Source organism: Stenotrophomonas sp. TWI1151 (assembly GCF_039673135.1).
Taxonomy (GTDB): domain Bacteria; phylum Pseudomonadota; class Gammaproteobacteria; order Xanthomonadales; family Xanthomonadaceae; genus Stenotrophomonas.
Genome location: NZ_JBDJLA010000009.1, coordinates 26,521 through 48,929, shown reverse-complemented (window position 1 = coordinate 48,929; position 22,409 = coordinate 26,521). Strand labels below are relative to the sequence as shown.

Sequence of the window (22,409 nt, the reverse complement as noted above, 5' to 3'; positions counted from 1 at the left end):
AAGGCGCGTTACATCCCGCGGAACAGACTCATGAAGGGCTGGCTGACGTTGAGCACTTCGGCTCGGTGCTTCAAGCGCAGCTGGCCGCGGCCGGTGTCGTCGCGGGTGACCGCGGCGACCGCTTTCATGTTGACGATGGTGGAACGGTGGATCTGGCGGAACCGTTGCGGATCGAGCGCGTCGAGCAGTTCGCGCAGCGAGGTGCGCAGCAGGCTTTCACCCTGCTCCGTGACCACGGTGGTGTATTTGCTGTCGGCACGGAAGTAGATCACGTCTTCGAGCATGATCAGCTGGGTGTCGCGCCCGTTGCTGGCCGTGATCCAGGCCAACGGCGGCGCGCTTGAGGCGGCGGCGGGCTGCTGGCCCAGGCGCTGCAGCAGTTGTTCGAGCATGCCGCTGTCCGGCCGGCCCAGCTGCATGCGCGCCAGAATGCGCTCACGCGTGGCGAGCAGACGCTCATCGCTGACCGGCTTGAGCAGGTAGTCGATCGCGCCCTGTTCGAAGGCATCGATGGCGTACTGGTCGTAGGCGGTGACGAACACCACCTGGGTGCGCGGGCTGATCTCGGGCAGCGCGCGGGCTACCTCGATGCCGGTGATGCCCGGCATGCGGATGTCGAGCAGGGCCAGATCCGGCTTCAGCTCGGCCAGGCGCTCCAGCGCGCTGGCGCCATCCTCGCATTCGGCCACCAGCCGCAGCTCCGGCCATAGCCGCTGCAGCTGGGCGACCAATGACTGCCGCAGCAGGTCTTCGTCTTCGGCAATGAGTGCATCAAGCTGCATGGATCGCCTCCCGGGCATCGCGCGGCAGGGTGATCGTCGCCGCCACGCCGCTGGGGAAATTGGACACGATGGCCACCCCGGCGCGCTCACCGCAGGTCAGGCGCAGGCGCTCGCGCAGGTTCTTCAGGCCGATCCCGGTACCGCTGGTGCCCTGCCCGAAACCGAGGCCATCGTCGGCCACGGTGAGGGTGACATGGTCCTCGAAAGCGCGCGCGATGATCCATACCGTGCCACCGCCCGGCTTGGGTTCCAGCCCGTGTTTGATCGCATTCTCGACCAGGGTCTGCAGGGCCATCGAGGGCAGCGGCACGCTGGTCAGCGCCGGCGGCACATCCACCTGCAGGGCCAGGCGTGCGCCCATGCGGATCTTGAGGATTTCCAGGTAGGCCTGGGTGCGCTCCAGCTCCACCCCCAGGGTGGACATCGATTCATCCACGCTGGGCAGCGAGCTGCGCAGGTACTGGATCAGGTGCCCCAGCATCTGGTCCGCGCGCGGCGGATCAGTGCGGGTCAGCACCTGCGCGTTGGCCAGGGTGTTGTAGAGGAAGTGCGGCTCGACCTGGGCATGCAGCAGGTTGAGTCTGGCCACCGAGAGTTCCTTCTCGGTCGCGGTCTGTTCGGCGGCGGCCTGTTCGTCGCGGCGCTGCTCGGCCACCCGGCGGGTGATCGCACGGCTTACCGCTTCGGCGTTCTCATGGTTGCTGCCTTCGTCCACCGCCAGCAGGTCCGCCCAGACGCCGGCATCGGGCTCGAACAGCAGCGTCACGCTGCTGGTGCCCTGCCCCGGCGTGACCGTGGCGAGCACGCTGTTGCGCTTGATCGCCAGCCGCGCAGGCAGGTTCCAGCGCGACGGTGGGCGGCCGTTGTAGGTGTCCACGCGGCGTACGTAGGCACGGACCTGCAGGCTGCCCGGAGCGCTTTCGATATCTTCCACCCGCGGCAGCTCGGCGATGGCCGCTTCGACCAAGGCGAAGGCGGGGCCCGCATCCATGGGGACCTCGATCTGGCGCCGCTGGCGGCTGGACAGGGTGGCCGCGTCCAGGCGCCCGGCCGCGTGCTGGACCCGGCGGATATGGGCAATGCAGCTGCCCAGGGCGGTCACCATCACGAACAGGGCCAGCAAGCCGAACACCCAGCCGGGACCTTCGTCCATGCCGTGGAAGAAGCCACTCCAGACGAACCCCGCCACCACGATGGCGGCGGCCCAGGCCAACAGAATGCGGAGAATCAGGGAGAGGCTGGCGAACACGGCGGCGTCATCACATAGGGAGTGAGGCGAGCATAGCCCTGCCGCCAGCGGGAACAAGCGGCATGCGACGAAGGCGGGGAATGGGGGGACGAAGCGGTGTAGAGCCACCCCATGGGTGGCTGGCTTTCTTCCGGGACCGCGAAGCCACGCATGGCGTGGCTCTACGTCTGGGTTCGGGACCGCGAAGCCACGCATGGCGTGGCTCTACAGCGGGGTCCGGCCGGCGTGCCGGCCGGACGCGGTCTTATTTTCGCTCGGCGGCGCTGGCATCACGCGGGGCGCGGAACTGGGAATCTTCACTCCAGTTCGGCCAGGCGCGCGAATTGGCCAGCTGGTTGCCCAGCGTGTACAGCACTTCCAGATCGCGCGAGGCACCGGCGAAGGTCCAGTCCGGCTGCCATTCGTCCCCCTGCTGGTGATAGCGCTTGGCGGTGTAGTCATCCGACGCCGCCTTGCCAGCGGCGACGCCGCCTTCCACCCAATCCTGGCCCGCCGAGTACGACACCGCCGGCACGCCACGCTTGGCGAACGGGAAGTGATCGGAGCGGAAGAACAGGCCGGCTTCCGGCTTGGGATCCGGCGTATAGCGGATGTCCCAGCCCTTGGCGACGTCCTTGAGCTGGTCCAGCAGTTCCAGCTTGGCCGAGCCGTAGATGCCGAAGTCACGCGAGGGACTGAAGGGCGCCATGCCATCCATGTTGATCAGCGCCACGGTCTTGCCCAGCGGATACAGCGGGTGGGTGGCGTAGTACTCCGAGCCGAGCAGGCCCTTTTCCTCGGCGGTGACGGCCAGGAACAGCACCGAACGCTCCGGGCGCTTGGCCTTGGCGAAGCCGCGGGCCAGTTCGACCAGCGAGGCGGTGCCGCTGGCGTTGTCCAGCGCACCGTTGAAGATGGTGTCACCGTTCGCGTCCGGCTTGCCCACCCCGATGTGATCCCAGTGCGCGCTGTAGATCACGGTCTCATCCGGATGCGTGCTGCCTTCCAGGCGCGCGGCCACGTTGTGCGAGGTGATCACCTCGGTCTTGACCGCGTACTTGGCCGAGAAGGTCTCGCCCTTCAGCTCGACCGGCTTGAAATCACGGGTTTGCGCCTGCTTCTTGAGCGCCTCGAAATCCAGGCCGGAGCGCTTGAACAGTTCCACCGCCAGATCGCGCTGGATCCAGCCTTCCAGCAGCGGATGCGCGTCGGCCGGATTGTCGCGGACCACGTCGAACATGGTGTTGGTGTTGGAACCGGCCACGGTGGCCCAGCCATACGAGGCCGGTGCGGTCTCGTGCACGATCAGCACGCCGAGGGCGCCCTGGCGCGCGCCTTCTTCGTACTTGTAGGTCCAACGGCCGTAGTAGGTCATGCCCTTGCCGTCGAAATCGCCCTGGCCGGTTTCGAAGTCCGGATCGTTGATCAGCACGACCGCGATCTTGCCCTTCAGGTCCACGACCTTGAAATCGTCCCAGTTGCGCTCGCCGGCCTTGACGCCGTAGCCGAGGAAGACCAGCGGCGCGTTCTTGATGTCCACTTCGCTGGCACCGTTCATGGCGGCACGCACGGCGATTTCCTTGCCCTGGCTCAGCGTCTGCGGCGTGCCTTTGCTGCTCAGCGAGAGGCTCGGGGTGCCGACGATATCGCCCTTGAGCAGCGGCACGGCCTGGGTCCACAGGCGCTTGCCATCCTTGAGGTCGCCGCCCGGCTGCAGGCCCGCCGCTGCGAACTGCTTGCTCAGGAACGCAATGGTCTTCTCTTCACCGGCCGTGGCCGGCGAGCGGCCTTCATAGGCATCCGACGCCAGTTCCTTGACGTCGGCGGAGATCCGCGCGCCATCGAATTTGGGGGTGGCGGCCATCAAGGCCGACGACACCGACAACGCCAACAGGCTGATTACCACACGCTTCACGCTGCACCTCATGACTGACCGACAATCGCCCGAGTGTAGGCCAGAGCTGCCGTGCGGTGCAGTGCCGGTCTACACAGCGGCCGCGCGAGCCAGCAGCAGCGCCTTCTCACGTGCGTTGGCGGTCAGTGCGGCTGCACGCGCGAAGGCCGCGCGCGCTTCGTCGTGCCGGCCCAGCTGGGCCAACAGATCACCCTGCACCGCGGCCAGCGGCGCGTAGTCGCGCAACCGCGCATCGTCCCCGAGCGCATCGACCAGGGGCCATGCGGCGGCCGCACCCTGTGCCCGCGACAAGGCGACCGCGTGGTTCAGCGCGATCACCGGCGAGGGCTGGCGCTGGGCCAGCCGCGCGTACAACACGGTCATCCGCGCCCAGTCGGTGTCTTCGGCGCGGCGTGCGCGCGCATGGCACTCGGCGATGGCCGCCTGCAGTGCATAGGCGTCATCGCCACCGCCCAGCGCAATCGCTTGCTGCAGGGCCGCCTGGCCACGGGCGATCTGCAGCCAGTCCCAGCGCGTGCGGTCCTGGTCGGGCAGCAGGATCGGTGTGCCGGTCGCATCCGTACGCGCGGCGGTGCGCGATGCCTGCAGTTCCATCAACGCGAGCAGACCCTGCACCTGCGGCCAGATCGGCAGCCGGCCGGCCAGCACGCGGCCCAGCCGCAGCGCTTCATCGCACAACGCCGGGCGCATCCAGTCATCGCCGGCACTGGCGGCATAGCCTTCGTTGAAGATCAGGTAGACCACCTCCAGCACCGAGGCCAACCGCTCGGGCAGCGCCGCCTGGCGTGGCACTTCGAACGGCACCTGCTTCTGCGCCAGCGTGCGTTTGGCGCGCACGATGCGCTGGGCGATGGTCGGCTCCGGGGCGAGGAAGGCGCGCGCGATCTCCTCGGTGGTCAGCCCGCCAAGCAGCCGCAGCGTCAATGCCACGCGCGCATCGGCCGCCAGCACTGGGTGGCAGGCGACGAACATCAACCGCAGCAGGTCATCGCCGATGTCGTCTTCCAACGCACCGCTGTCGTCGGGCGCCGGCAACGGCAGCGGCTCCAGCTCACTGCCGTACTGCGCATGCTGGCCGGCGACGCGGCGGTGCTGGCGCAGCACATCGATGGCGCGGTTGCGCGCGGTGGTCATCAGCCACGCTCCGGGATTGTCCGGTACCCCCTGGCGGGGCCAGCGCTCCAGCGCGGCCAGCCAGGTGTCCTGGACCAGCTCTTCGGCACGGCCGACATCGCCGCCAAGCAGGCGGGTCAGGCGGGCGGTCAACACTGGCGACTCCATGCGCCAGATCGTCTCCAGTCGTTGCGTCAGTGCCGTGTCCATGCGGCCGATCAGAGCACCAGCGCGGCCGGGGCACAAGCCGCACCGCGGCGTGCCATCGCGCCGGTCCGGGCTCAGGGCTGCTTCATGCAGTTGACCATCCACGGCTTGCCGTAGCGGTCGATCAGAAAGCCCCAGCGATGGGCCCAGAAGGTCTCGGTGATCGGCATCTTGATCTCACCCCCGTCGGCCAGCGCCTTGAACACACGCTCGGCTTCATCGACCGAGTCGACCTCGATGTTGATCGTGGTGCTGCCCTGCCCGTCCGACGACGGGCCATCGGCGGCCATCAGGACCGCCGAGCCAACCTCCAGCTGGCTGTGGGCAACGTGGTCCAGTGTCTCCGGTGGCATCTCGCCACAGCCCTCCTGGCTTTCCATGGGAGGCATGTCGCGGTACTTCATTTCAGAGGTGACCTTACCGCCGAGCACCTGCGCGTAGAAGGCCATGGCGTCATGGGTCTTGCCGTTGAAGCCGAGGAACGGAATCAGTTTCATGGGAATGCTCCAGGGATGCGGGGGGATCAATCGGCGGTGCCGATCTGGTCGCGCAGACGCTGTTCCTGCGCCTGTAATTCAGGAGTGAAGGCCGCGCCGAAATCCTCGGCACTGAGGATCGGCCGCAGCTCGACCACATCCCCGGCAGCGAACGGGGCGCGCTTGAGCCATTCGGTGGCCTCGTCCAGCGAGCGCACCTGCCAGAGCCAGAACCCGCAGACCAGCTCGCGGGTTTCAGCGAAGGGCCCATCGATGACACGCGGCGGTTCACTGCCGAACGCCACCCGGCGGGCGCGCGCGGTCGGGTGCAGGCCCTCGCCGGCCAGCATGATCCCGGCCTGGACCAGCTGTTCGTTGTAAGCGCCCATGGCGCGTATTTCCTGCTCGGTGGGCAGTTGACCGGCCTCGGTGGCCGCCGTTGCCTTGACCAGTACCATGACTTTCACGGGATGCTCCTGTGTGCCAGCCCGTCACCCGGGCCGTTCACTGGATACAACGTGCCCGCAGGGCGGAAATCGACACGCCGCACGGGTTTATTTTTCCGCCCCTGAACGGGGCACCGCTGCGGCGCTGCAACACGTCACGGGCGCGGGCTGGGGCATCATGCGGTTTCCCCCGCTCACCCCGGTCCGACCATGCAATTCCTGTTGCTGATCTACATCGACGAAGGCCTGTTGCAGGCCCTGCCCGGCGATGAGTACGACCGCCTGATGCACGACTGCCTGCAGCATGCCGACCGCCTGCAGGCCGAGGGCACGCTGGTGCTCGCGCAGAAGCTGGAACCGGTCGACAGCGCGCGTACGCTGCGCGTGCGCCAGGGCCAGACCCGCATCACCGATGGCCCGTTCGCCGAAACCCACGAATTGTTGGCCGGCTTCAATCTGATCAACGCGCCGGACCACGCCGAGGCGATGCGCATCGCCGAGCAGTTCCCGTGGTCACGTTTCGGCAGCATCGAGGTGCGCCCGCTGGCCGACATGGACGCCGAACGCGTGCGCGTCGGCGCCTGACATGGCTCAGGGCAACAGCGTGATCTTCAGATCGCGCGGGCCGATGGCCTCATTGCCGCTGTAGTCACGCGCACTGCCACGCAGGATGTAGTCGCCGGCGGGCAACGCGTCGGGCTGCCAGCGCCCGGTCTCGACCAGCCCATCGCGCACGGTGTTGGTGACCAGGTGGCGGAACCGGGTGACCGCGCTGCCATGCACGGTGATGCCACTGTCCGGCGCGTAGGCCACGCGGGTGGCGCTGTCTTCGCGCGGCATCCGGTTGAAGACGATGTTGAAGCGCGGCTGCTCGTAGCCGGCCAACGGCTGGCCCTGCGCATCCAGCACCTGGTAGCCGACCTGGTACAGCCCCAGCCGCCGCCGCGGCAGGTTGCGGTCCACCTGGTCCCACGCCTCCACCACGATCTGCACGCCCGGGCCTTGCCTCGGAATTGCAATGCGGCCATCGGCGCCGGCCTGGATCGGCTGATCCAGATCGTCCAGCACCGCCACCTCGGTGATGCGCGGCGCGAAGGTGTCGGCATAATCGATGAAGCCCAGCGCCACCGCATTGCGCTCGAAGCCGCTGGCACCCACGCTCAGGTGTACATGCGCCATGCGGTTGATGCTGCCCAGCGCCTCACCCGCAGCGAAGCGCGTGCCACGGCGCACGCGGATGCGCGCCAACGTGCCGTCCTCACCGAACAGTGGCTGCCAGCGCGCATCGAACGGACGATCGCGCGGGTCGCGGCCGACCTTCATGTGGATGTACTTGAGCCTGCCCAGTGACAGGCCCTCGGCCTGGCCACCCACTGACCACGCCGCGAACGGCGTATCCACCTTGCCGTCGGCAATCGCCAGCACCGGCTGGCCGACATCGCCGCGGATGTCGAAGCCACCGTGCAGGTGGTGGCGACTTTCGCCCTTGAAGTCGCCGCGCACTTCACCCAGCGTGCCGACCACTTCATGCCACCCGTCCTGCGGGGCCAGCGGCCACCGGCCGGCGGTCTGCGGCAGCGGCGCGTCCGGCGCCGGGCCGATCAGCGCCGGCGGGGCACTCTCTCCCGCCGCCAGCGCACGCAGCCGGTGCACACGGTAGGACGCGGCATCGGCCAGATACAGACCGCCCTCGTCATCGAGCGCGAGCGCGGTGGGACGGGCGAAGCGCGGTTGCGGCGGCACCCCCGCCAAGGCCAGCTGATGCCCCTGCGCCGAGATCTGCACCACCTTGCCGTTGATGTCGCTGGCATAGATCACCCCGTCGTGGGTCACCGCCAACGACAGCGGACCACTGAGCAGGCCCCCATCGGCGACGCGGGTGCTCAGCGTGCCATCCGGTGCAAGCTGGCGGATCGCGTTGTTGAACAGGTCGGCGATCAGCAGATTGCCGTGCGGATCGAGTGCCAGCGCCACCGGCGTATCCAGGCGGGTGACCGTCCCCAAGCCATCGAGCATGCCCGGGCGTTCGCCGCCCGCGACGGTATGCACCCGTCCATCGGGTTCGATGATGCGGATGCGGTCGTTGTAGGTATCGGCCACGTACACGCGGCCGCCGGCGTCCACCGCCACGCCCATCGGCCCATCGAAACGCGCCTGCGCGGCCGGCCCATCGACGAAGCCCCGCTGGCCATCACCGGCCAGCGTGCTCACGGTGCCGTCCACCGCGATGCGGCGGATCACGTGATTGCCGGTATCGGCGACGAAGACGTTGCCGCTGGCATCCAGCGCGATCCCGGAGGGCGTGTTGAACTGCGCCTGCAAGGCAGCGCCATCGCGCCAGCCCTCGCCCTGCCCGGCCAGGGTGTCCACGCGGCCGTCGGGATGGACGCGGCGGATGCGGTTGTTGTCGCCGGCATCGGCGATGTAGACGATACCGTGTGCATCCACGGCCACGCCGTACGGATCGGCAAAGCGCGCCTGGGCGGCGGGGCCTTCCGTGCTGCCGCCGACGCCGTCGCCGGCCAGCACGCTGATCTGCGGCGTCCAACCCAGGACCGTCGCCACCGGGCCCGGTGGCGGTGCCGGCGCTGCCGGTTCGCGCAGGAAGGTCCAGACCAGCGCTGCCGCCATCAGGGTGGCGATCAGCACCACCATCGTCCATCGTCCGCGCGTCATCGCCATCCTTGCCTGCTGCTGTTCGGGACACGACCTTAGCCGCTCGCAGCGCGCCTGCAAACCCTGCACGACGAACGCGACTTGTGCGGACGCCACGTTCCGGTTTCAATCGGGGTTCATTCCATGGAAGGACACCGTCATGCGGCGCCTGCAACGTCATCGTAGTGCCCTGGTGCTTGCGCTGGCGATCGCAGGCAGCAGTCCCGTCCACGCCCGTGTCGACACCGGCGATGGCACGACGGCGCCACAGGCGCAGGTCCTGCGCGACGCCGTCGCCGATGCGGCCGGTCAAGCCGCACAGGGCGACACGTTGGGTGCACTGATTGCCTTTGAACGCCTGCTGGCGAGCCCTGCCCTGCTCACGCTGTCGCAGGCCGACCGTCTCGAGGCCTACAGCCAGGCGGCGTGGACCGCGCTGCAGACCGGTCAGACGGGGCTCGCACGAACATACCTGCAGAGCGCACGCCAGCTGTCGCCGGATGAACCGCGTGTGCTGTATCTGCTCGGGGCACTGGATACCCAGGAGGGCAATCCGCTTGACGGCATCCGGAACATCACCCGTGCAGTTCAGCTGGCGCCTTCGTTCGCGGGCGATGTCAGCATCAACATGGCCGCGCAGTTCATCCAGCGGTTGCAGGGCGAGGAGGATGTGTTGCGCGCGTTCCTCGAGGTGCTGTTCGAGCGCCAGTGGAAGCCCGATGGCGTGGAGCCGACTGATTTCTGGCGTACGCTCGCGCTGCTTCAGATCAATGCCGAGCAGTCCGAACGGGTCGCGGCCACCCTTGCGCGCATTGATACCCCGATGGAAGTCATCGCCCTGCGCGCGGACAAGCGCTTTGATCGCTTCATCGATCGCGACAGCCCTCGTTTCGATCCACAACAGTCTGCCCAGCGCCATCTGGACACGCTGCGGCTGGACACGCTGCTGGCGCCGGAGAACGTGACCGCGCTCTCTGCGATGAGCGAGGCGATGCTGCTGATGGGAAAGAACGAGGACGTCCTCGCGATGACGGACCGGGCGGCCAAGGTGGCTGCCGGCCCGGGCATTCCGGACACCTTCGAGGGGTCCGGCGACCTCGCGTGGCTGCTCAACAGTCGCGCCATCGCCCAGCGACGGCTGGGCGACATCGAGACGGCGATGGCCACCATGACGCTCGCGGGCCGCTTCTCGGAGGGTGGCGGAAGCAATGTCAGCCAGCGCCTGAACCTGGCCGTGTGGCAGACCGGCATCCTGCAACCCCGCCAGGCACTGGAGACCGCCAACGGCATCGGCGACAACCTCAGCCCGTACGGTGAAGCGGTGCAGCAGTGGGTGCGCTTTGCGGCCTACCGCCAGCTTGGCGATCTGGCCCGTGCCGAACAGGCAAAGGCATGGCTCCAGGCGCATGACGATGTTGCCGCAGGCTATTTCATGGAGGCCCTGCTGGAGGACAACGCCTTGGACGCCGCGGCCGCGCATCTGATCGGCAGACTGCTATCCACCCAGCACCGCAGCGATACCCTGCTGTCGGTCCAGCGCTTTGTCACGGTGCCCTCGCTGCCCGGCGATGCGGAGCGCGATCGCCGCTGGTGGCAGGTGGTGGCGCGCCGCGATGTCCAAGCGGCGTTGAACGCCGTCGGCCGCAGTGACGCGTACGCGATCGTCGCACGCGGCTCCTCGCGCTGAGCCCGGCCCCTACTTCGCCGGCGTCTCCACCTTGAACCCCATCGCTTCGCGGTAGCGCACGTACAACGCGCTGACCTTCTCCACATAGGCCAGCGTCTCGGCATACGGCGGCACCCCCTTGTAGCGCGTCACCGCACCGATCCCGGCGTTGTACGCTGCCGCAGCCAGTACGCGGTCGCCTTTGTAACGCCGCAGCAACGCCTTCATGTAACGCGCGCCACCGCTGATCGACTGCTCGGCCGAGAGGGGATCGGCCACGCCGTATTCGGTGGCCGTATCGGGCATCAGCTGCATCACGCCCTGCGCGCCCTTGGGTGAGATCGCGCCGGCATCGAAGCCACTCTCTGCATGCGCGATCGCGCGCAGCCAGGCATCGTCCACGCCGGTGGCCTTGGCTGCCGCCTTGAACTGCTTGGCATGCCGGTTCAACTGCGGCGTACCGACCTTGCCCAGCCCTTCGTGCGCCGGCTCGCCCGGGGGCGTGGCCACGGTGAACTTCAGGAACACGCGTGAGCCGGGCAGGTTGCGGGTGGAGTAGACCAGCGCACCGTCCTGCTCACGCTCATACAGGGTGCCGCTGAAGACGCCCATGTTGCCCCACAGGTTGGGGGTCTGCACGGCGTTGTCGTCGATCTGCTGCGCGGTGCATCTGGAGCCCGGCTCCGGCGCGGTGGCCAGGCTGACCGTGTTGCTCTGCACGCAGCGATAGACCGTGCGCGCCGATGCCAGGCCAGGCAGCAGCAACGACAACAGGGCCAACGCGGCAGGCAGGGTCGGATTCATCGGGCTCGGATCGGGGCACGGAAGGGTGCGGCGCGATGATCCGGCCGGGGGCGCGAACCGAAGGTGAATACCGGGCTGCCGCTGGGCACGCGCTGGCGCCCTGCCCAAGGCTGACGGATTCAACCCCTCATGGAGCGTCCCGCCTCCACTCCCGCCCGTCCCGGCGCGCGGCAGTGTTTCAATCCCCGCGGACTGATGGTCATATAGCGGCTCGGGGCAGTGAGTGCCCTGGCCCGTCGGGCTGCCATGGAACCCCTTTTCGACTAGGCATCGAGGTCTGTTTGAACCGCGCCAGGATCATCGCCGTCACTGTAGTGCTCGCCCTGCTGGGCGCCCTGGTGCCGATCGCCACGGTGTTCTATTTCACCTGGAGCCGCGCCAGCGAGTCCGAGCAGGTGCGGCTGCAGACCACGGCCGAGCGCACCCTGCAGCGCGCGCATCGTGCCTACGAGATGGCACTGACCACCCTGCACGAGCTCAACCAGAGCACACTGGTGCCCTGCTCACCCGAGCACCTGCAGCTGATGCGCAGCCTGGCCATGCGTACCCATTCGGCCGAGCAGGTGGGCTACTTCGAACAGGGCCGGCTGGTCTGCAATTCGTGGGGGCCGGTGACGGCCGAGATCCCGCAGCCCACGCCCGGGTACGTGACCGCCGAAGGCGCCGGCATCACCCTCGGCGTCCGGCCGCTGGCCGGCAATCTGGAGCAGCCGTTGATGGCGCTCAGCTACGGGCAGTACGACATCCTGATGGACCCGGCGCGGCTGGTCGATGTGATCGCCGACCCCAACGTGCGGCTGGCGGTAGCCAGCCCGGACGGGCGCCTGATCGCGCAGCAGGACATCCGGGACCAGGAACTGCTGCAGCGGTTGCTGCGCGAGCCGGCCAGCGGCATGGAAGGCCAGACGCTCTACGCCACCGCGCAGGACCAGGAGTGGTTGGCCGTTGCGACCGCCCCGCGCACCGATCTGGTCGCCGCGTTCCGCCACCAGATCGGGCAGTTCATTCCGCTGGGCGTGCTCGGCGCGCTGGCGGCGATCGGGGGTGTGGTGTGGCTGTCGCGGCGGCGGCTGTCGCTGCGGGGCGAACTGGCCACGGCGGTGCGCAGGCGCGAGTTCTTCATGCACTACCAGCCGATCATCGAGCTGGACACCGGCATCTGCGTGGGCGCCGAATCGCTGGTGCGCTGGCGTCGGCCCGATGGCACGCTGGTGCGGCCGGATCTGTTCATTCCGCTGGCCGAGGAAGCCGGGCTGATCGAGGCGCTGACCGATCAGGTCATCGACCATGTGATCGCCGACATGCGCACGCTGCTGATACAGGACCGCACCGCGCACATCGCGATCAACCTGGCCGCCGAGGATGTCAGCAGTGGCCGGGCGTTGAAGGTGCTGTCGAGCAAGCTGCACGGCACCGGCATCCACCCCCAGCAGATCTGGCTGGAGGCGACCGAGCGCGGCTTCATCGATTTCCGCCGCGCGCGCACCAGCCTGGCCAATGCGCGGCGCATGGGTCACTGCGTGGCGATCGATGACTTCGGTGTCGGCTATTCCAGCCTGCAGTACCTGCAGCAGCTGCCGCTGGATGCACTGAAGATCGACAAGTCGTTCATCGATGCGATCGGCACCGACAGCGCCACCAGCCCGGTGACCTCGCACATCATCGACATGGCCAAGACGCTCGGGCTGTTCACCGTGGCGGAGGGCGTGGAAACCCCGGCCCAGCTCGCCTATCTCCAGGCGCGCCAGGTGGAGTTCGGGCAGGGGTGGCTGTTCTCGAAGGCACTGCCGCCGGCCGAATTCATGGCGTTCCACCAGCAGCGCCAGCAGCAGTACGGACAGGCACCGGAGGACATGCAGAACCCCAACGGCGACACGCCGGCCTGAGCCGTTGCGTCATTCCGCCTCGAGGCCGGCCAGCGTCATCACCCACGCCGGGAACTGCGGCTCGCCAGCATAGAACGCCTTCGGTCTGCCCTCGGCCATCGCCCAGCGCTGGATCCAGCTGATGCCCCCGGCGCCGTTGTAGCCATCGGCATGCTGGTAGGCCGGATCCTGCAGTGCCGCCTCCAGCGAGATGAAGCGATAGCCGCGCCGGCGCGTGGCGGCGACCAGTTCTTCCACACAGTCCGCGCTGAGCGCATTGGCGTGGATCAACCACACCTGTGCAGGCAACCGGCCCAGCAGCTGCTGCCCCCGCTGCTCGTAGTAGTCCAGCTTGTTGAGCATGTAGGGCACATAGCCGCGACGCAACTGGCGCAGGCGGGCCTCCCGCGCGACCGGATCGGGCTCGGTATCGCGCACGTGATCGTAGGCGAAGGCCCAGATCCATTCGCTGTTGTCGACCGTGACCGGCGCGACCTGATAACCATGTTGCTGCAGGAACGCGCCGAGCGCAGCGCGTTCCTGCGGTGACTGCCCGGCACGCAGATACGGATGCCGGAACCAGCGCGGTGCCTGCCCGGTTTCGGCCAGCAGTGGGCGCAAGATGGCTTCACCGCGCAGGATGTCCTGCTCATACGCGGCCAGGCCGATCGCGTGCAGATCGACATGGCCGTAGGTGTGGTTGCCGAGTTCGACACCGGCATCGCGCCAGTCGCGCAGCATCTGTACCCGCGTCGGCTGCACCTGTCCGTCCAGCGCCAGCTTGACCTCGTTGACGAACCCCACCACCGGCACGTCGGCCCGCTTCAGGGCTGCGATCAACTGTGCATGACGGGCGGCAAGCTCGGGCTCGGCGCGTTCGTCCAGGCGCTGCCAGGGCAGATCATCGATCGTCAGCGCGATGCGCCGATCCGGCTCAGCCGCCTGTGCGACCCCGGCCAGGCACAGCAGCGCCAGCAGGCCAGTTCGAAGGACTCCGTTACGCACCTGCCACTCCCATCGCGATACCCGGCCCCAGCATAGCGCCGGGTATCGCGGCTCACCTTGCCGTGTGCGGCGGCTCGGCTCAGTGCGCGATCGGGGCCCACGCACGCGGCTGGCGCAGCACCACCACCAACGTGGCCAACAGCAGCACCAGCAGGACCGCCGGCAGCCAGCGCTCGCCCACGGTTTCCAGCATCACCCCGCCGACGATGCCGGCCAGCGCGATCGCCAGGTTCCAGCCGGTCACCACGAACGACTGCGCGATGTCACCGGCCTCATCGGCGCGACGTGCCACCGCGGTCTGGAACTGGGTGGCAACGCCCCCGAACGACACCCCCCACACCACCGTGCCGATCAGCAGCACCCACGGCGCGCCGGGCCACAGCCCGAACGCCACGGCCGAGAGTGCGAAGGCCACGGTGCTGGCGACCACCAGTTCGCGCAGCCAGCGGTCCACCAGCAGCCCGGTGATCCAGATGCCGACCAGCGCGGCCACGCCGAACACCAGCAGCAGGCGATCCAGCCAGGCCGCCGCGCCAGACAGCGCCGCGAACGGTTCGATATAGGTGTAGAGCACGTTGTGCGCCAGCACGTACAGGAACATCGTCAGCAACGCAGTGCGCATGCCGCGCAGCCGCAGTACGTTGCCCAGCGGCTGCTGGGCCGCCGCGCCCGGGGCCGGCAAGGGCGGCAGCACCAGCCGCGCCCACACCAGCAGGCCGACGCTGAGCAGCGACATCAATCCGAACGCCCAGCGCCATCCAATGGTCTGGCCGAGCAGGGTGCCGGCCGGAATGCCGAGCGACAGTGCCAGCGGCGTGCCGACCATCGCCACCGCGATCGCGCGGCCCTGCAGCTGCGGCACCACCATGCGGCTGGCATAGCCGGCCACCAGCGACCACAGCAGGCCCGCGCTGATGCCCGCGCAGAAGCGCGCGACCAGCATCAGGCCGTAGTGGTGCGTCATCGCGGTGATGGTGTTGACCACCACGAAGCCGGCGATCGCAGTGAGCAGCAGCGGGCGCCGCGGCCAGCGCCGGGTCAGCGCGGTCATCGGCAATGCGGCGACGAGCGAGCCCAGGGCGTAGATCGTGACCAGCTGCCCGACCAGCGCGCGGCTGACGCCGAGATCGGCGCTCATCGGGGAGAGCAGGCCGGCCGGAAGCGCCTCGGTGAGGATGGTGATGAAGCCCGCGCAGGCCAGCGCCAGCAGCCCGCCGAACGGCAACCGGCTGGCGGCGTTGGGCAGGGGGAGGGCGGTGGAATCGACCGCGTGCCCGCTCATGGGCGCGCCTGGGTGGGTGCCGCATCGAAGGACGTGGGCTCGCGAAGGTGCGGGAGGGAAGACATGGGGGGCACCAGCAGAAGGGGGAGCGCCACGGTAGGCGGTGAGCCGCCAGGGAAACAGCCGGGTGGCGCTCCGCACATTCCGGACCGGCGAGGCCGCAATCGGCGAAGCGCCCTCCCCGCAAGGTCTTCGGCCGGCACCAGGCACCCGCGCACCACAGTGTTGCGGGCCAATGACGCCGGTGCCCGACCCGCAGGCCCTGCCGGCCGTTACAGTGCCTCTTTCACCCCGTGCAACCGCCCATGTCAGCCTTGGACAACCTCGGCAACCTGCAGACCTTCGTGCAGGTCGCCGATACCCGCAGCTTCGTCGAGACCGGCCGCATGCTCGGCATCTCCGCCTCGGCGGCCGGCAAGACGGTATCGCGGCTGGAGCAGGCACTCGGCGTGCGGCTGTTCCATCGCAGCACCCGCAGCGTCACTCTCACCGCCGAGGGCGAGCGCTTTCTGGTCCGGTGCCGGCGCATCCTCGATGAGCGTGACGCCGCCCGCGATGAGCTGGTCCAGCAGACCGAGGCGCCCACGGGGGTGCTGCGGGTCAGCCTGCCGCTGGTCGGCGACATCTCGCTGCCGCTGCTCACCGAGTTCATGGCCGCTTATCCCGGCATCCGCCTGGAGCTGGATTTCGATGACCGCCTGGTGGATGTGATCGAGGAAGGCTTCGACGCCGTGCTGCGGGTCAGCGCGCCGACCGACTCGCGCCTGAGCGCGCGACAGCTCGGCGTGTTCCCGCGCTATCTGGTCGCCTCCCCTGATTACCTGGCGCGGCGCGGCACGCCACGTGTGCCCGAGGACCTGCTGCACCACGACTGCCTGCACTACCGCTTCCCCAGCAGCGGCAAGCTGGAACCGTGGCCGCTGCCGCAGACGCCGGGCGCCGCGCCGCTGGCACTGCCGGTCTCGATGGTCAGCAATACGATCGAAGCGCGGCTGGCCTTCGCGCTGGCCGGGCGCGGCATCGCCTATATCCCCGAGCACTCCGTGCGCGAGGCCCTGGCCGACGGCCGCCTGCAACGGGTCATGGCTGACCGCATCCATGCCTGCGGCACCTTCTACCTGCTGTGGCCCTCCGGCCGCCATGTGCTGCCCAAGCTGCGGGTCTTCATCGATTTCATCAGCGCCCGGCTGACCGGGGTCAGCTGCTGAGCAGGCGGCGTTCATCGCCCTGCCGCCGGGCGGTTTTATACTGGCCACGCGGCAGCCAGCCGCCTTTGTTGCCGAGGTAGGCCTACATGCGCCATTGATGCCGCCGTCGTCTGACGGCCCGTCTCCACCCACCTGTTCCGCAGGAGGGGAGTCCTTGGCATCCAATGGAGGTCGCATGACCGCATTCGCTCTCACGCTCGACCGCGTGACGCATACCCTGCCCGACGGCCGGGTCCTGTTTTCCGAACTGTCCGCCGCGTTCGACGGCACCCCGACCGGCCTGGTCGGGCGCAACGGCGTGGGCAAAAGCCTGCTCGCGCACCTGCTCAGCGGCGATCTGACGCCCACCGCCGGCCGCATCCTGCGCAGCGGGCCGGTGCACCTGCTTACGCAGCACAGCGGCGTGCCTGAAGGCCGCATCGCCGATCTGGCCGGCGTCGGCGCGGTGCTCGACGCCCTGCACCGTATCGAAGCCGGCAGCGTGGATCCGGACGACTTCACCCGCGTGGGTGAGCGCTGGGACCTCCGCGAGCAGCAGCAGGCGCAGTGGCAGCTGCTCGGGCTGCCCGCGCTGGATCCCCTACGCCCGGCGGCCACGCTCAGTGGTGGCCAGGCGATGCAGGTCGCGCTGGCCGGTGCGTTCCTGTCCGGTGCCGAGGGGCTGATCCTGGATGAACCCAGCAACCACCTCGACGCCGCCCATCGTGCGCGCCTGATCGAGGCGCTGCAGCGCTGGCACGGCGGCCTGATCGTGATCAGCCACGACCGCATGCTGCTGCGGCACATGGCGCGCATCGTCGAACTGTCACCCGGCGGGCTGCGCCAGTACGGCGGCAACTACGATCTCTACGCCGAACAGAAGCAGGACGAGCGTCGCAGCGCGGATGCCCAGCTGGCCCTGCGCAAGCGCGAGCGCCGCCAGCAGCAGACCGAGCTGCGCGATCAGCGCGAGAAGATGGCGCATCGGCAAGCGCGCGCTACACGCGAGGCGCGCACCGCCAACCAGGCGCCGATCCTGCTCGGTGGCATGAAGAACCGCAGCGAGCACAGTGCCGGCCGCTGGCAAACACAGCAGAGCGAGCGCCGTACCGAACTGGACGCGCGCGTGCGCGAGGCCGCCGGCGAGGTGGAGCAGGACATCGAGATCGCCCTGCTTGCCCCGGTGATCAGCCAGCCGGGCCCCCAGCGCGTGGCCGAGCTCGTCGCCGCCGAACTGCCGTGGGTGCAGGCGCCCTGGAAGACGCTGGATCTCACGGTTCAGCGCGGCCAGCGGATCGGCGTGCAGGGCCGCAACGGCAGCGGCAAATCCACGCTGCTGCGGTTGCTGGCCGGCACGTTGGCGCCGGTGTCGGGGCACGTCGAGGTGGCGGCCAGTGTCGCCCTGCTCGATCAGTCGCTGACGATGCTGCCGGGCGATGCCTCGGCGCTGTCACTGCTGCAGCGCGCGCATCCGCTGGCCAGCGAAGGCACGCTGCGCACGCAGTTGGCGCTGCTCGGGCTCGATGCCGAGCGCAGCCTGCGGCCGTTGGCCACGCTCAGCGGTGGCGAACGCTTGAAGGCGGCGTTGGCGTCCATGCTTTACGCACAGACGCCGCCGCAGCTGCTGCTGCTCGACGAACCCGGCAATCACCTCGACCTGCCCTCGCTGACCGCGCTGGAGCAGATGCTCAGCCAGTACAGCGGCACGCTGGTGATCGTCTCGCACGATGACGCGCTGCTGGAGGCGGTCGGCTTGAGCCATACCCTGCGCGCATCTGATCAGGGCTGGCAGCTGACGCCGGTGTAGCGCCGGCGGCTACGCGCGCGCCCACGCCGGGAAAGCGTCCGGCAGCAACTGCCACAACAGCGGGCCGGCGCGCAGTTCTTCATCGTTGAGCAGGCAGGCATCCAGCTCGGCACGCACCGCGTGCTCGTCCATCGCCACCCCGATCACCGCCAGTTCCTGGCGGCGGTCGCCCCACCACGGATGCCACAGCCTGCGCATCGCCTGGTACTCACCGGCATCGCCAACCTGCTCCACGCTGGGCAGCGGCGCGGTCCAGCACGCCGTCTGTTGGCGGGCCCAGCCGATATCCGTGTAGGGCACGCGCGTGGGTGACAGCTCGGGCACGGTGTTCTCCAAGCCCGCCTCCATGCGCTCGCGCGAGGCGTACCAGACCCCCGCGACCGAGGTCTGCGTGGCCGCACCGACACTGGAGAGCTCGCCCACCGAGTCCATGCGGTTGGCCAGCCAGAAGAAGCCCTTGCTCCGGATCACGCTGCCCAGCCCGGTTTCCAGCAAGCGTGCAAAGCGCTGCGGATGGAACGGTCGGCGCGAGCGGTAGACGAAACTGGTGATGCCGTATTCCTCGGTCTCCGGCGTGTGCTGGCCGCGCAGCGCCTGCATCCAGCCCGGTGCCAACTGCGCTTTGACGAAATCGTAGCGGCCGGTATCAAGCACCTCGTGCAGCGGCACGTTGCCGTGCTCGGACAGCACCAGCCGCGCGTCCCGGTTCATTGCACGCAGCACAGCCAGCGTGGACTGCAGCGTGTCGTCATCGATCAGATCGCACTTGCTCACCACGATCACGTTGGCGAACTCGATCTGCTCGGCAAGCAGGTTCACCACGCCACGGTCGTCCTCCTCACCCGCCTGCTGGCCACGATCGATCAAGCGATCGCTGGAGCCGAAGTCGTGTAGGAACTGCGCGCCATCGACCACCGTCACCAGCGTATCCAGCCGCGCGATGTCGCTGAGGCTGAAGCCGGCCTCATCGCGCACCGAGAAGGTCGCCGCGACCGGCATCGGCTCGGCGATCCCGGTCGATTCGATCAACAGATAGTCATAGCGTCCCTCCGCCGCAAGCCGCCGCACCTCGAGCAGCAGGTCATCGCGCAGCGTGCAGCAGATGCAGCCGTTGCTGAACTCCACCAGCGTCTCCTCGGTGCGGCTGAGTGCGGCGCCACCCTCGCGGACCAGCTGCGCATCGACGTTGATCTCGCTCATGTCATTGACGATCACCGCCACCCGGCGGCCCTCGCGATTGCGCAGCAGCTGATTGAGCACGGTGGTCTTGCCGGCACCGAGGAAGCCGGACAGCACCGTCACCGGCAGACGGGAATCACGAAGGGCAGCAGAGGCAGTCATGGCGGAGCAGGTCAGAAGTGGAATTGAAATGTTACTATATAACATTCACAGACCAAGACCCCCACGCCCCATGAAGCGATCCTCTGCCCTGTTGGATGCCGGCGCCATCGCGCTGTCCGGCCTATGCCTGCTGCACTGCCTGGCCCTGCCGCTGCTCGCGGCGATGCTCCCGCTGCTGGGCGTGTGGGCCGAGGCCGAGTGGGTGCATGCCCTGTTCGTGGCCATCGCCGCGCCGGTGACCGGCTTCGCGCTATGGCGCGCGCACCGCCAGCACCGCCTGCCCGTGCTGGCGATGGCCGCCGCGTTGGTCGGGCTGCTGTTGCTGCTGGCCGGCGCCATGGGCTGGCCGAGCCATGAGGCCGAGACCCCGATGACGGTGGTCGGCAGCCTCCTGTTGGCCAGCACGCATGTGTGGAACGCCTGGCGGCGGCACCGGCACTGAGCGGCCTGCTCGGTTCAGTGCTTGAACATCATCCCGACCAGGAACAGCACCAGCGGCGCGGCGCTGAGTACCGCGCCGATGATGCCCAGCCACGGCCAGCGTTCCTGACGCACGCGAGAGCCCACGGTGGCAATCAGGCCCACGGCCGCTGACGCGAGGACGCCGATGGAGACGCCTGTGGTGCTGGCGCCGGCGGTGACACCGTGGTTGGCGGCGGTGGCGATGTGGGCGGCGGCAGCCCCGACGGGGAGGCCCAGGAAGCTGACCAGGCCGAGCAGCGGCAGTCGCTGAGCCGAGATCGGCGTCGTCGACGGTGAGCGCGGCGCTTGCGGAGAATCGGGCGGCACGGGGTGTCTCCTGAGAATCCCATCACCGTACACCATCGCCCGCGACGCACACAGACGGCATCTTTTCATGCGGTGTTGGACAATGCTGAAACACCCGTCGCCAGGATCCGCCATGCGCGTACTGACCAGCCTGCTCCTCCTCTCCCCGCTCCTGCTGACCGGCTGCGGCAAGGACAACAGCGCCGGCGTGTTTTCGTCCGATCCGATGCTGGGCTGCTTCTCCACCCACGCGCGCAAGCCGGCGGAATTCCGCATCGAGCAGCAGCAGGGGCAGTACTACGTGTCCTTCAACCGCGATGAGCAATGGCAACGCGACGCCACGCCGCTGCAGGAATCCAGCCGCGCCGAGATCGCCCAGTTCTTCCGCGACGATGCGGATCAGATCAACAAGGCCTTGGTGCGCCCCGGTGGCGGCTTCGGCATCTTCAAGTTCAACCCGGGGGCCACGCTCAAGGGCAAAGCCAAGGACAGCGACTACATGGCGCTGGTCCTGATCGGCGCCGGGCCGGTGTTCGCGGTGAAGTGCCCCTGATCGCCAACGTGCGTCGCGCCCGCCTACCGGGCCACTGATGTTGGCTGCGGCCCACCGCATGCCCGCACCAGTAGCCCGGTCCGCCACCCTCATCCCCCGATATCGCCTGCCGCACACTTCCGCGGGCAAACCCCCACTCCCATCCGTCAGCCGCCCTCTTCCGGCTCGCGGCGGCCACGATGGATCGAGCTGTATGGCCATTGCGTCGCATCACGCACATGCCCGTGCTTGACCGGGTTGTGGTGCACATACGCCACATGCCGCTGCAGGTCTTCGGCGTCGACGATCCGATGCTCGCGAAAGCCGTTGTGCCAGAGCGGCCGCAGGCTGCGATCACGCCGGAGCTGCAGCCGCGGCTCGGCCATCGGCAACTGGCGGTCAAAGATCGCCTGGATCTGCGCCCAGCGCCGATGGCCTTCCTCATCGCCCTCCGGCAGCGTCCACACCCCGTGCAGATGGTCCGGCAGCACCACGATCGCGTTGATCCGGAACGGCCGCGCCTGCTGCGCCACCCGGAACGCCAATCTCAGGGTCTGCGCCTGTTCCACCAGCAGGCTGCTGCTGCGATCGCGCAGGTGCGCGCTGAAGAAGTAGGCGGTGCCGGTCGGCCAGAGGATGTGGTCGTAGGACATGGCCCAAGTGTGGCTGGCGCCTGCATCGGGTGGCGATCAGCTCTCTACACAGGCTATGGTCCTCCACAAACGGGGAAGTGGGTCAGAATTGCACCCACTGTCCAGTCGTCCAAGTTCCGAAACTAGCCTCCACGTGCCTCGGGAACAGGGCACCTGTCTTCCTCGGGAAGAGCGTTTGCGCAGTTCTGGATGGGAATGCGACAGTGGCGTGATGGATGGCAGCTGACACCTCAAGGTCACGACGGAAGGAAGATAGACAGATGGCAAGGACGAGATCTGGAAACGGGCTAGGACTTGTAGTTGTTGCGATGTTTGCAGTCCTGGTCGGTCTATGCGGCCGAAAGAGTGACGACGTGCCGAGAGGCGTTTCCGCACCACAGCAGGCGGTTGCAACTTCTCAATCGCCACACGCTGCCCCACCCGATTTGGAGGAGCGCTACGTTAATGCTGACGCTCTCAACGTTCGTTCATCACCGAACGGAAAAGTGGTGGGAAAACTCAAGCGCTCGGACAGCGTCACGGTGTATGGTCAAGATGCATCTTGGGTACGCATATCGGCAGACGGGCAGCCGACGAGATGGGTCTCATCTGAACGCCTATGCGGCACCCCCAGTTGCGCTTCCAACACGACCGCGCGTGCGGCTCGCAGCGCAAGGTCCGCAGTTCCAGCACCCAGT

At 68.3% G+C, this 22,409-nt stretch carries 20 protein-coding genes; 7 read left to right on the top strand and 13 right to left on the bottom strand.

Going from position 1 to position 22,409, the window contains the following annotated elements:
- Nucleotides 1-8 precede the first annotated feature (8 nt).
- The 6 genes from ABE422_RS12145 to ABE422_RS12120 form a co-directional block, all read right to left on the bottom strand.
- A complete protein-coding gene (locus ABE422_RS12145) occupies nucleotides 9-782 on the bottom strand; it encodes a LytTR family DNA-binding domain-containing protein (RefSeq protein WP_313211749.1) in 774 nt (257 codons plus the stop codon).
- Entirely contained in the window at nucleotides 772-2,031 is a 1,260-nt protein-coding gene (locus tag ABE422_RS12140; RefSeq protein ID WP_313211748.1) for a histidine kinase, read from the bottom strand. Before ABE422_RS12140 ends, ABE422_RS12145 begins: the two co-directional genes overlap by 11 nt.
- Before the next feature lie 244 nt (nucleotides 2,032-2,275).
- Nucleotides 2,276-3,925, bottom strand: a complete 1,650-nt coding sequence (locus ABE422_RS12135) for a M28 family metallopeptidase (RefSeq protein ID WP_346483060.1) — start codon at nucleotides 3,923-3,925, stop codon at nucleotides 2,276-2,278.
- A gap of 69 nt (nucleotides 3,926-3,994) precedes the next feature.
- Nucleotides 3,995-5,248, bottom strand: a complete 1,254-nt coding sequence (locus tag ABE422_RS12130; RefSeq protein WP_346483059.1) for a sigma-70 family RNA polymerase sigma factor — start codon at nucleotides 5,246-5,248, stop codon at nucleotides 3,995-3,997.
- A 71-nt stretch (nucleotides 5,249-5,319) separates the two neighbouring features.
- Nucleotides 5,320-5,742: a VOC family protein gene (locus tag ABE422_RS12125; RefSeq protein WP_346464035.1), complete on the bottom strand. Its 423-nt coding sequence runs from the start codon at nucleotides 5,740-5,742 to the stop codon at nucleotides 5,320-5,322.
- A 26-nt stretch (nucleotides 5,743-5,768) separates the two neighbouring features.
- Complete coding sequence (locus ABE422_RS12120; protein ID WP_313211743.1) at nucleotides 5,769-6,188, bottom strand: YciI family protein; 420 nt, start codon at nucleotides 6,186-6,188, stop codon at nucleotides 5,769-5,771.
- Between the two features lie 189 nt (nucleotides 6,189-6,377).
- Here ABE422_RS12120 and ABE422_RS12115 point away from each other — a divergent pair, with 189 nt between their 5' ends.
- Nucleotides 6,378-6,752 (top strand): YciI family protein, encoded by a 375-nt coding sequence (locus ABE422_RS12115; RefSeq protein ID WP_346483058.1) that lies wholly within the window; start codon nucleotides 6,378-6,380, stop codon nucleotides 6,750-6,752.
- Between the two features lie 6 nt (nucleotides 6,753-6,758).
- Here ABE422_RS12115 and ABE422_RS12110 read toward each other — a convergent pair whose 3' ends face one another.
- Complete coding sequence (locus ABE422_RS12110) at nucleotides 6,759-8,843, bottom strand: gluconolaconase (RefSeq protein ID WP_346483057.1); 2,085 nt, start codon at nucleotides 8,841-8,843, stop codon at nucleotides 6,759-6,761.
- Between the two features lie 139 nt (nucleotides 8,844-8,982).
- On the opposite strand from ABE422_RS12110, the gene ABE422_RS12105 reads away from it, so the two are divergent.
- A complete protein-coding gene (locus tag ABE422_RS12105) occupies nucleotides 8,983-10,509 on the top strand; it encodes a hypothetical protein (protein ID WP_346483056.1) in 1,527 nt (508 codons plus the stop codon).
- A 9-nt stretch (nucleotides 10,510-10,518) separates the two neighbouring features.
- Here ABE422_RS12105 and ABE422_RS12100 read toward each other — a convergent pair whose 3' ends face one another.
- The gene (locus ABE422_RS12100) at nucleotides 10,519-11,292 is read right to left on the bottom strand and encodes a lytic transglycosylase domain-containing protein (protein ID WP_313211738.1); all 774 of its coding nucleotides are present in this window, start codon (nucleotides 11,290-11,292) and stop codon (nucleotides 10,519-10,521) included.
- A gap of 281 nt (nucleotides 11,293-11,573) precedes the next feature.
- Between ABE422_RS12100 and ABE422_RS12095 the strand changes: the two genes are divergently transcribed.
- A complete protein-coding gene (locus ABE422_RS12095) occupies nucleotides 11,574-13,178 on the top strand; it encodes an EAL domain-containing protein (RefSeq protein ID WP_346483055.1) in 1,605 nt (534 codons plus the stop codon).
- Nucleotides 13,179-13,187: 9 nt separating this feature from the next.
- Here ABE422_RS12095 and ABE422_RS12090 read toward each other — a convergent pair whose 3' ends face one another.
- Both ABE422_RS12090 and ABE422_RS12085 read right to left on the bottom strand, forming a co-directional pair.
- Nucleotides 13,188-14,135, bottom strand: a complete 948-nt coding sequence (locus ABE422_RS12090; protein ID WP_346483092.1) for a polysaccharide deacetylase family protein — start codon at nucleotides 14,133-14,135, stop codon at nucleotides 13,188-13,190.
- A 106-nt stretch (nucleotides 14,136-14,241) separates the two neighbouring features.
- A complete protein-coding gene (locus ABE422_RS12085) occupies nucleotides 14,242-15,444 on the bottom strand; it encodes an MFS transporter (RefSeq protein WP_346483054.1) in 1,203 nt (400 codons plus the stop codon).
- 305 nt (nucleotides 15,445-15,749) lie between these two features.
- Between ABE422_RS12085 and ABE422_RS12080 the strand changes: the two genes are divergently transcribed.
- Together ABE422_RS12080 and ABE422_RS12075 are read left to right on the top strand one after the other, a co-directional pair.
- Nucleotides 15,750-16,652, top strand: a complete 903-nt coding sequence (locus ABE422_RS12080) for a LysR family transcriptional regulator (protein WP_265309750.1) — start codon at nucleotides 15,750-15,752, stop codon at nucleotides 16,650-16,652.
- 175 nt (nucleotides 16,653-16,827) lie between these two features.
- Nucleotides 16,828-18,438 (top strand): ABC-F family ATP-binding cassette domain-containing protein, encoded by a 1,611-nt coding sequence (locus tag ABE422_RS12075; RefSeq protein WP_346483053.1) that lies wholly within the window; start codon nucleotides 16,828-16,830, stop codon nucleotides 18,436-18,438.
- A 9-nt stretch (nucleotides 18,439-18,447) separates the two neighbouring features.
- Here ABE422_RS12075 and ABE422_RS12070 read toward each other — a convergent pair whose 3' ends face one another.
- Nucleotides 18,448-19,779, bottom strand: a complete 1,332-nt coding sequence (locus ABE422_RS12070; RefSeq protein WP_346483052.1) for a GTP-binding protein — start codon at nucleotides 19,777-19,779, stop codon at nucleotides 18,448-18,450.
- Between the two features lie 70 nt (nucleotides 19,780-19,849).
- Between ABE422_RS12070 and ABE422_RS12065 the strand changes: the two genes are divergently transcribed.
- Nucleotides 19,850-20,221 carry a MerC domain-containing protein gene (locus tag ABE422_RS12065; RefSeq protein WP_313220082.1) on the top strand — a complete coding sequence of 124 codons (372 nt, stop codon included), beginning with the start codon at nucleotides 19,850-19,852 and terminating at the stop codon, nucleotides 20,219-20,221.
- Between the two features lie 14 nt (nucleotides 20,222-20,235).
- Here ABE422_RS12065 and ABE422_RS12060 read toward each other — a convergent pair whose 3' ends face one another.
- Nucleotides 20,236-20,568, bottom strand: a complete 333-nt coding sequence (locus ABE422_RS12060; RefSeq protein WP_346481370.1) for a hypothetical protein — start codon at nucleotides 20,566-20,568, stop codon at nucleotides 20,236-20,238.
- Nucleotides 20,569-20,680: 112 nt separating this feature from the next.
- Here ABE422_RS12060 and ABE422_RS12055 point away from each other — a divergent pair, with 112 nt between their 5' ends.
- Nucleotides 20,681-21,100 carry a hypothetical protein gene (locus ABE422_RS12055; RefSeq protein ID WP_346483051.1) on the top strand — a complete coding sequence of 140 codons (420 nt, stop codon included), beginning with the start codon at nucleotides 20,681-20,683 and terminating at the stop codon, nucleotides 21,098-21,100.
- A 146-nt stretch (nucleotides 21,101-21,246) separates the two neighbouring features.
- On the opposite strand, the gene ABE422_RS12050 is transcribed toward ABE422_RS12055, so the two are convergent.
- Nucleotides 21,247-21,732 carry a transposase gene (locus ABE422_RS12050; RefSeq protein ID WP_346466490.1) on the bottom strand — a complete coding sequence of 162 codons (486 nt, stop codon included), beginning with the start codon at nucleotides 21,730-21,732 and terminating at the stop codon, nucleotides 21,247-21,249.
- Between the last annotated feature and the right edge of the window lie 677 nt (nucleotides 21,733-22,409).